The organism is Thermanaeromonas sp. DSM 22490 (assembly GCF_056378755.1).
Window position 1 is genome coordinate 83,482 of the sequence record NZ_JBJHHE010000011.1, and the last position, 12,945, is coordinate 96,426.

8 protein-coding genes are annotated in these 12,945 nt (G+C 52.3%); all 8 read left to right on the forward strand.

Annotated elements, in window-relative coordinates; all coding sequences use genetic code 11:
• The first annotated feature begins 13 nt into the window (after positions 1 to 13).
• Positions 14 to 3,055, forward strand: a complete 3,042-nt coding sequence (gene nuoF / locus AC1BI1_RS08890) for an NADH-quinone oxidoreductase subunit NuoF (RefSeq protein WP_476716930.1) — start codon at positions 14 to 16, stop codon at positions 3,053 to 3,055.
• Positions 3,056 to 3,089: 34 nt separating this feature from the next.
• Positions 3,090 to 4,811: an NADH-dependent [FeFe] hydrogenase, group A6 gene (locus tag AC1BI1_RS08895; protein WP_476716931.1), complete on the forward strand. Its 1,722-nt coding sequence runs from the start codon at positions 3,090 to 3,092 to the stop codon at positions 4,809 to 4,811.
• 232 nt (positions 4,812 to 5,043) lie between these two features.
• Entirely contained in the window at positions 5,044 to 5,226 is a 183-nt protein-coding gene (locus tag AC1BI1_RS08900; RefSeq protein ID WP_476716932.1) for a hypothetical protein, read from the forward strand.
• Between the two features lie 73 nt (positions 5,227 to 5,299).
• Positions 5,300 to 5,824 carry an NADH-quinone oxidoreductase subunit NuoE gene (nuoE, locus tag AC1BI1_RS08905; protein WP_476716933.1) on the forward strand — a complete coding sequence of 175 codons (525 nt, stop codon included), beginning with the start codon at positions 5,300 to 5,302 and terminating at the stop codon, positions 5,822 to 5,824.
• Positions 5,817 to 7,697 (forward strand): NADH-ubiquinone oxidoreductase-F iron-sulfur binding region domain-containing protein, encoded by a 1,881-nt coding sequence (locus tag AC1BI1_RS08910; protein WP_476716934.1) that lies wholly within the window; start codon positions 5,817 to 5,819, stop codon positions 7,695 to 7,697. The genes nuoE and AC1BI1_RS08910 overlap by 8 nt, the downstream gene beginning before the upstream one ends.
• A 99-nt stretch (positions 7,698 to 7,796) precedes the next feature.
• Positions 7,797 to 9,557, forward strand: coding sequence for a [FeFe] hydrogenase, group A (locus AC1BI1_RS08915; protein ID WP_476716935.1), 1,761 nt, complete (start codon positions 7,797 to 7,799; stop codon positions 9,555 to 9,557).
• 186 nt (positions 9,558 to 9,743) lie between these two features.
• Positions 9,744 to 11,999 carry a sigma 54-interacting transcriptional regulator gene (locus AC1BI1_RS08920; protein WP_476716936.1) on the forward strand — a complete coding sequence of 752 codons (2,256 nt, stop codon included), beginning with the start codon at positions 9,744 to 9,746 and terminating at the stop codon, positions 11,997 to 11,999.
• Positions 12,000 to 12,370: 371 nt separating this feature from the next.
• Positions 12,371 to 12,568 (forward strand): hypothetical protein, encoded by a 198-nt coding sequence (locus AC1BI1_RS08925; RefSeq protein WP_476716937.1) that lies wholly within the window; start codon positions 12,371 to 12,373, stop codon positions 12,566 to 12,568.
• Positions 12,569 to 12,945: the final 377 nt, after the last annotated feature.

The following is a 12,945-nucleotide window of genomic DNA, read 5'->3' on the forward strand; positions in this document are numbered from 1 at the left end:
CCATAGGGAGGGAATGAAGATGGAATTTTATCGCGCCCATGTTCTGGTGTGTGCTGGCACTGGATGTACAGCTTCTGAAAGTCAGGCAACCCGAGAAGCCCTGGTGCGGGAACTGGCTGCCCGGGGCCTGGACAGGGAGATCAAGGTAGTCGAAACAGGCTGTTTTGGGTTCTGCCGTTTTGGCCCCAATATGATGGTATATCCGGAAGGGGTTTTCTACTGCGCCGTCCGCCCGGAAGATGTTGCCGAGCTGGTGGAAGAGCATTTTATTAAAGGCCGGGTAGTGGAGCGTTTGCTTTATAAGCAACCGGAGACGGAAGCCGCTGTGTCTTCTTATGAAGATATCCCCTTTTTCAAGCATCAATTGCGCATTGCCCTGCGCAACTGCGGGGTTATTAACCCCGAATCCATTGAAGAATATATTGCGCGGGACGGATATCTAGCTCTAGCCAAAGTACTGACCGAAATGAAGCCGGCAGAAGTCATCGAAGTAATCAAGAAATCAGGCCTCCGGGGCCGGGGTGGCGGCGGTTTCCCGACGGGGCTGAAATGGGAGTTCGCCCACCGCTCTCCGGGACCTATCAAGTACATTGTGTGTAACGCGGATGAAGGCGATCCGGGGGCTTTTATGGACCGGAGCATCCTGGAAGGCGATCCCCACGCTGTCTTGGAAGGAATGGCCATCGCCGGCTATGCCATCGGCGCCAGCCAGGGATATATTTACGTGCGGGCGGAATATCCCATTGCTGTGCACCGCCTGAAGATCGCCATCAGTCAAGCGCGGGAAAAAGGTCTCTTGGGGAAAAACCTCTTTAATTCCGGTTTTGACTTTGATGTAGATATTAGGCTGGGCGCTGGTGCCTTCGTCTGTGGCGAAGAAACAGCGTTGCTGGCTTCCATCGAGGGTCGCCGGGGCGAGCCGCGGCCTCGTCCTCCTTTCCCTGCCGTATCGGGATTGTGGGGTAAGCCTACGGTCATCAATAACGTAGAGACCTTGGCCAATGTACCCACCATAATCCGCAACGGCTGGGAATGGTTTGCTTCTATCGGTACCGAAAAGAGTAAGGGTACCAAGGTCTTTGCCCTGGCGGGTAAAATCAATAATAACGGTCTGGTGGAAGTACCCATGGGTACCACCCTGGGCCAGGTGATTTATGATATCGGCGGCGGCATACCCAACGGAAAGAAGTTCAAAGCTGCCCAAACCGGAGGACCGTCGGGAGGATGTATTCCTGCCGAACACCTTAATGTACCCATTGATTACGATTCCCTTACGGCCCTGGGAACCATCATGGGGTCGGGCGGTCTAATCATTATGGACGAGGACACTTGTATGGTGGACCTGGCCAAATTTTTCCTGGACTTTGTTAAGGATGAATCCTGCGGCAAATGCACACCGTGCCGGATCGGCACTACCCGGATGCTGGAGATCCTGGACCGTATAAGCAAGGGCCAGGGCCAGGAGGGAGATATCGAACTTCTTATTGAACTGGGGCAGCAGATTAAGGACACCGCCCTCTGCGGCCTGGGGCAGACGGCTCCCAATCCCGTGCTCAGCACCATAAGGTATTTCCGGGACGAGTACGAAGCCCACATAAGGGATAAACGCTGCCCGGCGTCTGTTTGCGCGGCGCTGTTTAATTCGCCTTGCCAGAACACTTGCCCAGCCAATGTGGATGTGCCCATTTATATAGACCTTATCCGCCAGGGCCGCTTTGCCGAAGCCTATGAAGTGATCCGGCGGGAGAATCCCTTCCCCGTGGTGTGTGGTCGCGTCTGTCACCATCCCTGTGAAGGTAAGTGCAACCGGGCCAAGATGGATCAAGCCGTGGCTATCAGGGAACTGAAGCGGTTCGCCGCTGATTACGCCCTGTCCTTAAACGGCCAGCGGCCTAAGCCCACCGTCGCCCCCGCCAATGGGAAAAAAGTGGCTATTATCGGCTCCGGCCCAGCCGGACTAACAGCAGCCTATTACCTCGCCCTTAAAGGTTATAGTGTCACCGTTTTCGAGGCTCTGCCGGTGGCTGGCGGCATGATGGCGGTAGGTATTCCCGAATACCGCCTGCCCAAGAGGGTCTTGGCCCAAGAGATCGAGACCATTACCGAACTGGGAGTGGAAATCCGGACCAATACAGCTCTGGGGCGCGATTTCACCCTCGAAGACTTGCAAAAAGAGGGTTACCAGGCCATCTTCCTGGCCATCGGCGCCCACAAAGACTTGAAACTGGGTATCCCGGGAGAAGAACTGGAAGGAGTTTATTCCGGTGTAACCTTCTTGCGGGAGCTCAACTTGGGCCATCCCGTGGATGTGAAGGATAAAGTAGTAGCCGTTATTGGCGGCGGTAATGTGGCCATGGACGCAGCTCGTTCGGCCAAGCGGTTGGGCGCCAAAGAAGTTCATATTATTTACCGCCGCAATAAAGAAGATATGCCAGCGATACGGGAAGAGATCCACGAAGCTGAGCGGGAAGGGATTAAGATTACCTGCCTGGCAGCCCCTGCAGCTATCCTGGGCGAAGCCGGCCGGGTGAAGGCTCTAAAATGTACCCCCATGCGCTTGGGCGACTTTGATAAGAGCGGCCGTCGCCGGCCTGTACCTGTAGAGGGAGCGGAATTTACCCTCGACGTGGATGTAGTTATTGCGGCCATTGGCCAGACTGTGGGACGGGAAGGCCTGCCCGGAAGTCTGGGGCTTACCCAGGCTGGGACCATTGTAGCCGATGAGAAATCTCTGGCCACTAACCTGCCCGGTATTTTTGCCGGCGGGGATTGCGTCAGCGGGCCGGATACCGTAATTGCCGCCATTGCTGCAGGTAAAAAGGCTGCGGCTGCCATTGATAAATATCTGGGCGGTGACGGTATAGTAGTTCCGGAAGTCAAAGTGGAACGGAAGCGCACCGCTCCGGTTATAGAGGAAAAGACAGAACGAATAGCGGCTCCTGCCCTGGCGGTAGAGGAACGTATTAACAATTTTGCCGAGGTGGAACTAGGTTATAGTGAAGAACAGGCAGTGGCCGAGGCTTCCCGCTGCCTGCGTTGTGATGTGCGTGAATAAGCCTGGCTACCAGTGAAAGATGGGAGGCGAAAGGATGACCACGGTATCGTTAACTATTGATAACCTCAAGGTAGAAGTAGAAGCCGGCGCTACTATCTTAAAAGCTGCGCAAAAAGCCGGTATCCATATCCCCACCTTGTGCTACCTGGAAGGTATTAATGAATTAGGTGCCTGCCGAGTATGCGTGGTAGAAGTAGAAGGGGCGCGCAATTTAGCGGCTGCCTGTGTCACGCCGGTTAGCGAGGGTATGGTAGTCCGCACCAATACGCCCCGGGTGCGGGCTGCCCGCCGCCTTAATGTAGAACTGTTGCTCTCCAACCACAAGATGGAGTGTCCTACTTGCATCCGCAACTTGAACTGTGAACTGCAAACCTTGGCGCAGACGCTGGGTATCCGGGAGGTGCGCTTTGAGGGCAAACAGAGCCAGTACCAGCCCGACACTTCTACGCCGGCTCTAATCCGCGACCCGGAAAAATGTATCTTGTGCCGGCGCTGCGTAGCAGTATGTGAAAAAGTGCAAGGCGTGAAGGCTATTGCTCCCCAGGAGAGGGGCTTTGACACCGTTATTGCTCCAGCTTTTCATGAAAAGCTCATAAACGTAGCCTGTGTGGAGTGCGGACAGTGCATCCTAGTATGTCCGGTGGGGGCTCTGTATGAAAAGGATTACACCGAGGAAGTTTGGAAAGCCCTGGCCGATCCGGATAAATTTGTGGTAGTGCAAACAGCGCCCGCTACCCGGGTGTCTATAGGGCAGGAATTTGGCTACCCTCCGGGCACCATTAATACAGGTAAAATGGTGGCTGCTTTGAGGCGTTTGGGCTTTGACCGGGTATTTGATACTGACTTTTCAGCTGATCTCACCATTATGGAGGAAGGTAGCGAATTCATAGAGCGGTTTAAGAAAGGGGAGAGGCTGCCCCTCCTCACCTCTTGCAGCCCTGGCTGGATCAAATTTGTAGAACATTTCTACCCCGAGTTTTTGCCCAATTTATCTACCTGCAAATCGCCGCAGCAAATGTTTGGAGCTGTAGCCAAGGCCTATTATGCCCCCAAAGTAGGCATCGACCCGGCCAAGATGGTAGTGGTATCCATCATGCCCTGCACAGCTAAGAAATTTGAAGCCCAGCGGCCGGAAATGAAGGATAGCGGTTATCAAGATGTGGACTATGTCTTAACTACCCGCGAGCTCGCCCGGATGATCAAAGAGGCCGGGATCGACTTCCAGAGCTTGCCGGAGGAAAATTATGATGATCCGTTGGGCGAATCCACCGGGGCGGCTGTGCTTTTCGGAGCTACCGGCGGTGTGATGGAAGCTGCCCTACGGACAGCTTATGAATTAATAACGGGGAAAGAATTGCCCAGGCTGGAGTTCCATGAAGTGCGGGGCCTCGCCGGCATTAAAGAGGCAACTGTGGATATAGAAGGTACCCCGGTACGGGTGGCAGTAGCCCACAGTTTAGGCCATGCCCGAAAGCTTTTGGAACGGGTCAAAGCAGGGGAACAATATCACTTTATCGAGATCATGTGTTGTCCCGGCGGCTGTATTGGCGGCGGCGGCCAACCAATTCCCACTAATGAGGAGATCAGGGCCCAGCGCATGGCAGGTATTTACACGGCTGATGAACGCATGGTAATCCGGAAGTCCCATGAGAACCCTGCTGTGCAAGCTCTGTACCGCGAATTCCTGGGCCAGCCTTTGGGTGAAAAGTCCCATCACCTGTTGCACACTCATTACACGCCGCGGGGCAAATACTAATTTACACTGATGACAATTAGAAGGCTAGAGGAATGCCGAGCAGAAATAAGCGATAGCAAGGCCTAAGGAGTAGACTTTCCTTGGGCCTTATTATCTCTTGGGGCCACTGAAGATGAAACTGACTTATCCCCAGTTTTTGTTGGGGGGGCCTGCTTAGGCTTGGAAGCGAGCGACTAAACCCGAGCGGTAGCCAAACTTAAGCTTGGCGAAAGGCGGAGGCAGGCCCGAGGCCATGGATGGCCGAGGCCGGCAACTGAGGCAGGAAGCCGAATTTGCCGGGAAGCCTGCCGGAGCCTTGAGCCGAGCGCTAGTTTGGCCCGCGAGGGTTTCCGGAGCGAGCGAAAGCCAAGCAGGCCTGGGAGCAAGACTGGGGATACGCCAGAAGATGAAAATGTTGCCGAGGAGAAGAAACTAAGTTATAATGAATGTGAAAAAGACCACTATCACAATATTTGACCATAAGCTATACACCTGGGGGAGGACCTGACATGAAAAGGTTGCAGCAGGACTTACAGAGCTTGCAGCAGGATTTGCAGGAGATAATAGAGCGCCATCGAGGAGAATTGTCCCATTTAATCGCTATACTCCAGGAGGTACAAAAAAAATATCACTATCTGCCGGAAGAGGCTTTAGAATACATTGCCAATGCCTTGAATATTACCCCAGCCGTCGTGTGGGGTGTAGCTACCTTTTATGCTCAGTTTTCCTTAAAGCCTAAAGGTAAATATGTAATCCGGGTTTGCGACGGTACCGCCTGCCATGTGCGGGGATCCGAGCATATTTACAAAGCCCTGTGCAAAGAACTGAAACTAAAAGAAGGCGAAAACACTACCGGCGACCTGCAGTTTACGATAGAGACTGTTTCCTGTTTAGGGGCCTGTGGCTTGGCTCCTGTGTTGACCGTTAATGAAAAAGAGGTGCACGGCCAGTTGACCCCGGAAAATGCTGTTAACTTGGTGCGGGGATTAAAAGAAGAGACAGGCAAAGGAGAAGGGAGGGATAACGTTGCTTAGGTCGCGCCAAGACTTGGAGCGAGCTGCAGAGCTAGCCAGGAAAGCGTTGTTTGAGGAGAAGGTCCGGGTCCTGGTCTGTGCCGGCACGGGTTGTGTAGCCAACGGTTCTTTGGAGGTGTATAAGAAGTTTGGCGAGGAACTGGCCCGCCGGGGCTTGGCGTACAGAGTTGAGTTAAGGGAAGAAAGGGACAAGGGTCACATGGCCTTAAGTATCAGCGGTTGCCACGGATTTTGCCAGATGGGTCCTCTGGTGCGTTTGGAACCGGCCGGTATTCTCTACTGTAAGGTTACTAAAGAAGATGTAGCTGAAATAATTGAAGAACACCTTATAAATGGCAGGCTGGTGGAGCGGCTGCTTTATCACCGCCCGGATACCGGTCAACCGGTGGCACGAGAGGATGATATTCCCTTTTATAAAAAACAACAGCGAATAGTGCTGGAACATTGCGGCCGTATCAATCCGGAGGACATTTATGATTACTTGGCCCACGGGGGGTATAGGGCCCTGGCTAAAGCTTTGGGGGAGATGGCGCCGGAAGAAGTGATAAAGGAAATTCAGGAGGCCGGCTTGCGTGGCCGGGGTGGCGGCGGTTTCCCTACCGGCCAGAAATGGGCCTTGGCGCGCTCGGAGCCAGGCCATAATAAGTATCTTATTTGCAACGGAGATGAAGGCGATCCCGGTGCTTTCATGGACCGCAGCGTCATGGAGGGCGACCCCCATCGGGTCTTGGAAGGAATGCTCATTGCGGGTTACGCCATCGGGGCAAGCGAAGGTTATATTTACGTGCGAGCAGAATACCCCCTGGCCGTACAAAGGTTGCGCAAGGCGGTAGATGAGGCCCGAACTTTAGGGCTATTGGGCCAGAACATCTTGGGCAGCAATTTCTCTTTTGAAGTGCACATTAAAGAAGGGGCTGGCGCCTTTGTCTGCGGGGAAGAGACGGCCCTTATCGCTTCCATCGAAGGCCAGCGGGGGATGCCCCGGCCGCGCCCACCTTACCCAGTTCAAAAGGGCCTCTGGGGTTGCCCCACGGTGATTAACAACGTAGAAACCCTGGCCAATGTGGTGCCCATCATCTTACGCGGGGCTGAGTGGTTTAGGCAGTACGGGACTTCCTCTAGCCCCGGCACCAAGACCTTTGCCCTGGCCGGCCAAGTAGCCCATACGGGCTTGGTGGAGGTTCCTATGGGCATCACCCTGCGGGAAGTTGTTTTCGAAATAGGAGGGGGGCCGCGGGGGGGTTGCGGCTTTAAGGCTGTGCAGATAGGCGGCCCTTCCGGCGGCTGCCTTACGAAAGAACATTTGGATTTGCCCCTGGATTTTGATTCCCTACAGAAAGCAGGGGCCATGGTAGGGTCCGGAGGGATGGTAGTTCTTGGCCTGGATAGCTGTATGGTGGAAGTGGCCAAGTTCTTCATGACCTTTGTACAGAACGAATCCTGTGGCAAATGTGTCCCCTGCCGGGAAGGAACCAAACGCATGTTGGAGCTGTTGCATAAAATAACGGCTGGAGAAGCCACAGAGGAAGATCTGGTTTTGCTGGAAGAACTGGCCCTGGTAGTGAAGGACGGGTCCCTGTGCGGGTTGGGCAAGACAGCGCCTAATCCGGTGCTAACTACCTTGCGGTACTTCCGAGGAGAATATGAAGCCCACATCAGGGATAAAAAGTGCCCGGCGGGGGTTTGTAAAGATCTGCTCAGCTACTTTATTGACGCTGAAAAATGCCGGGGCTGCGGCCTGTGTGCCAGAACCTGCCCGGTGAAGGCCATTAGCGGGGAAAAGAAGCAGCCCCATACCGTGGACAGGGAAAGCTGTGTCAAGTGCGGCACTTGTTTGGATATTTGCCGATTCAATGCGGTGTATACTGCCTGAAGGTAGGAGGAGAGGATTCAACAGCGTCGTACGAAGCCGGGTACTTTTAGGCCTGCTCCCCCTTGAGGGAGCAAACCGTAGTGGAAAGGAAGTGAAGCAATGTCTGTCGCCAAAGTATGGGTCGATGGAACAATGGTAGAAATCAACGGCGAAAAAAACCTCCTGGAGGTAGTTCGGCGGGCCGGCATTGAATTGCCAACTTTCTGTTACCATTCGGAATTGAGCGTTTACGGCGCTTGCCGCATGTGCATGGTGGAAGTGGAGGGGCGGGGGTTAATGGCCGCTTGTTCTACTCCGCCGGCTGATGGTATGAAAATTTACACCAATACCCCCCGTACCCGGCGTCTGCGCCGTATGGTTATAGAACTACTTCTGGCCAATCACGAGAGGGAATGTACCACTTGTGAGCGCAGCGGCAGTTGCAAACTGCAACAACTGGCTCGCCAGCTAGGAATTATAGAAGTGCGCTTTGGCCGACGGGATAAAAAACTACCGGTGGATCGCACCTCCCCGGCCCTTACGAATAATCCTAATAAGTGCATCCTGTGCGGCGATTGCGTGCGCATGTGCAAAGAGATCCAGGGAGTGGAAATCTGGGATTTTGCCTTCCGGGGTTCTAGAAGCCAGGTAACCACTGCCTTTGGCAGGCCCCTGGCCGAAGTGGGTTGCCTTAACTGTGGACAGTGTGTGGCTGTTTGTCCTACCGGGGCCCTGGCAGTAAAATCAGAAGTAAACCAGGTATGGGAAGCCCTACAGGATCCCACTAAACTAGTAGTAGTACAAGTAGCACCGGCGGTGCGGATAGCTATAGGAGAAGAATTTGGGCTCAAGCCTGGGGAAAAGGCGACAGGACAAATGGTGGCAGCCCTTAAAAAAATGGGCTTCGACCGGGTTTTCGATACTACCTTTGCTGCCGATATGACTACTACCGAGGAGGCTCTGGAATTATACGAACGCCTCCGGGTGCAGGAGAAGTTGCCCCTGTTTACTTCCTGTTGTCCGGCCTGGGTGAAATATGCCGAACAATTTCATGGAGATTTGTTGGATAACCTGTCTACCTGCCGTTCGCCGCAACAAATGTTTGGTTCCCTGGTTAAAAAACATTATGCCCGGGAAATAGGCAAAAATCCCTGGGAAGTAATCTGTGTATCAGTTATGCCCTGTACGGCCAAAAAATTCGAAGCCAGGCGGCCCGAATTTACTACGGATGGCGTCAGAGACGTGGATTTTGTCCTCACCACGGTAGAGCTGGTGCAGATGATTAAAGAAGCGGGGATTATTTTCACTGAGCTGGAACCGGAAGTGTTTGACAATCCTTTGGGAGTGGGTTCCGGCGCTGGGGTGATCTATGGGGCCTCGGGTGGAGTAATGGAATCGGTGATACGTTTCCTTTACGGCTATTTAGGCAATACGGATGATATGGGGCGGGTGAATTTCTACCCGGTGAGGGGTATGCAGGGAATTAAGGAGGCGGAGGTAGAAATCAAGGGACAACCTCTAAGACTTGCCGTAGTGAACGGCCTGGCCCAGGCGGAAAGACTGCTCCAGCGAATCAAAAGGGGAGAAGTTTTCTACCATGCAGTAGAAGTTATGGCTTGTCCTGGGGGCTGCCTGGGGGGCGGAGGACAACCCCTTCCCAACGATACCAGCACCCGCATGGAACGCATGAAGGGTCTTTACAGGCTGGACCGGGCAGAGCAGCTGCACAAGCCTCAGGATAATGTTTTTGTGACCAGGGCTTTTGAGCGCTGGTTTGGCGGCTGGGCCAATGCCCGTACTCACAGGGATTTGCATACTAAATATTACCAGCGGGATCGGGTCAGCGGTAGACCATTAAAATGCGCTAAGAGCGGTAACTAAAGGATCCCCAGGAAATACGCTTGGGGATTTTGAGCGTCCGCCTACCTCAATGGCCTGGTGGGCATAGTCTATAGTTTTGCTCAGGATGTCTTAAATTTGAGATGCGGAAATCCAAATTTTTGTCTCGCCTTCCTGTGAATTGTATCGTATAATACTGTTGGGAAACTTAAAGGGGGCGGGTAAAATATGTCTGGCATTGTGAAAGTAATCACAGGTAAATGCCGTATGTGCTATGCTTGTATTCGCAACTGCCCAGTTAAAGCCATTAAAGTGGTGAATGGACAGGCCGAGGTGGTACCAGAGCTCTGTATAGCCTGTGGCCACTGTGTCCAGGTATGTGCGCAAAAAGCTAAAACAGTGGAAAGTCATATTGACAAAGTCAATACTTTTCTTAACGGCGATAAGGTAGTAGCCTGCCTGGCCCCTTCTTTTGTGACCGAATTTCACCCGGCCTGGCCGGGCCAGGTGGTAGCTGCTTTGCGCGAGATGGGGTTTGCGGAGGTCCACGAGGTAGCTTATGGGGCTCACCTGGTTACCCAGGAGTATTTAAAATATTTCCAGGAAGTGGGGGAAAGGCAGGGTTTAATCACTACACCATGTCCGGCAATCGTAAATCTAGTGGAGAAGTTCTTTCCTCGGCTGATCTCCCAATTAATACCTATAGTTTCTCCCGCTATAGCTTTGGGTCGCTATCTAAAGAAGACTCTGGGACCGGGAGTAAAAGTGGTCTTCATCGGACCTTGTGTGGCTAAAAAGGCTGAAATAAGGGATGAAGAAGTTGACGGTTCAGTCGATGCCGTACTCACCTTTCCCGAATTCAAGCAGATGTTGCGCGACCGGGGAATTGAGATATCTGCTCTGGGGGATAGCGAATTCGATAGCCGCCTTCCTTATTTTGGCCGGCTCTATCCCATAGGAGGAGGATTGTTACGCAGCGCCGGAATCTTGGAGGATGTACTGGAAAGCCGGGTACTTATCGTTGAAGGGCGGGAGGATTGCCTGGAATTTTTGCGGGCTGTAAATGAAGGCAAAATGGTACCTCAGATAGCCGATATGCTTTTTTGCAAGGGTTGTATTAACGGGCCCATGATGGAAAATGAATATTCCCCTTTTCGCCGGCGCCGCATAGTGGCGGAATTTGCACGGAAAGGTTTGGACAAGGCCGTTCCCCAGACTCTACCTCCAGAAGATATTAATTTGCGCAGGGAATTCCGGGACCGGAGTGTGCATTTCCCCCAGCCCAGCGAAGCGGATATCAGGGCTATAATGGCCGAACTCGGCAAGACGGGTCCGGAAGACGAACTAAACTGCGGTGCCTGCGGTTATTCCTCTTGCCGGGAAAAAGCCATAGCCGTGTATCAAGGCCTGGCGGAAAATCAAATGTGCCTTCCTTATTTAATCTTGCAGTTACAGAAAAGCAACTTGCGGTTGCGCCAGGAACTAAAGACGGTTCGCGGACAATTTGGACAGCTCGTAGGCAAGAGTATGGCCATGCAGGAAGTTTACCGCCTCATTGAGAAAGTGGCTCCTACAGATGCTACCGTTCTCATTAGAGGTGAAAGCGGTACTGGTAAAGAGCTGGTGGCCAGGGCTATACACTATCGCAGTCTGCGTAGCGAAGCACCCTTTGTAAGTATTAATTGTGCTGCTCTACCCGAAACTTTGCTGGAAAGCGAGCTTTTTGGCCATGCCCGGGGTGCCTTTACAGGAGCAGTAACCGCTAAGAAGGGTCTTTTTGAAGAAGCGCACCAGGGAACCTTGTTTTTAGATGAAATAGGAGATATAAGTCTGGGTCTGCAGGCCAAGTTGCTGCGTGTTTTACAGGAAGGAGAGTTTATTCGCATAGGGGAAACGAGGCCGCGCCGGGTGGATGTGCGGATTATTGCTGCTACCAATCGCGACCTCGAAGCGGCCATTAAAGAAGGGAGTTTTCGGCCAGAATTGTTCTATCGCTTAAACGTCATTACCATTTGGCTACCCCCTTTGCGTGAGCGCCGGGATGACATTCCCTTATTGGCGCGCCATTTTCTAGAAAAAACTTGCCAGCGCCTGGGCAAAGATATTAAAGGCTTTACACCGGAAGCTATGGACGCTCTGGTACGGGCCGACTGGCCGGGCAATGTGCGCGAACTGGAAAATGTTATAGAGCGGGCAGTTATCTTATGCGAAGGAACCAAGATTGAGCTTACTGATCTGCCGCGCGATCTGCGCAACAAGGCGGCCAAGGCTGCTGGCTGGGCTTATACCCAGGGAATGACTTTCAAGGAAGCTGTCGAAGCCTATGAAGTACAATTATTGCTTAAGGCCCTGGAAGAGAGCAAATGGGTGCAGGCTCGCGCCGCTGAGATCCTGGGATTAAAACGCAGCACCCTAAACGAAATGCTCAAGCGTTACCGCCTGTCACCTAAGATGGCCAAAATTTATTCGGAAAATCGGATGTAGTCCAAAAGACTGAATCTAGAGCTCCTGGTTGCCAGGAGCCTTTATTTTTCTTAAAGAGTCCTCTATATAACTTTATCCGGGTTCAAAAAACCGAATAGCGTTTGACTATGGAGACAAAGATTCGCTTAAACAACCCTTGTTTTTCTTGTGCTCAAAGAATGCTCTTAAGAAATAAGGGATGGCATGAAACTTGCTATAGAAACTAAGTGGAGGAGTTAGTGAAAAAGTTCGCAAAACCGTTCACCATGACTTTCCTACCTTTGGGGGTAAAAAAATGACTTTGTAGCGGAACAAATTCTAAATTGCAGAAAAACTATGCTAAAATAATACCAGAAGGTGAACGGGAAAAATCCTGAAAGGAGGATTTACTAATGGCCAGGGCGTTAAGGGTGTGGGAGGGGAGCTCGTACCAGGATTGGAGCTTACTTTCACCGGCGGAATTGAATGAGGCTTATGCCCGGTTGGAAGAGCGTTACAATTGTCTGAGGTCTAACTGGGAATGGTTTGTGAAGACGGATTACGCCCCGGACAGGATGGGCTCTATCCTTTCCAGGGTGGAGCAGAACTAGAGGCGCGCTTGTAAGGGTAAAATAAAAATGCCACTGCTGAGCAGATATAAGAATAACAGGTCCCGGGTAATAGATGACCGGGACTTATTTTTTCCAGCCAGGCAAACCCAAGGGTTTAGCCTCTAGAGGGTAGCAGTAAAATAAATCTAGGTAAAAGCCATAGATTACCATAGGGGCAGGAAAAAACGAAAAAAGGGAGAACCTCCAATGGTAAGGGAAGAAACCGCGATAAGCGGGACCAAAGGAGGCGCTCCCATGAACACGCAGTTAAACTTAGGAGTAGACCTAAGCGATATAGAGGGCGGGAACAATAATTTCTTGAACCATCCTTGGACACAAGCCCTTATACTCAATGTAATAAATCACGGGATGGATTT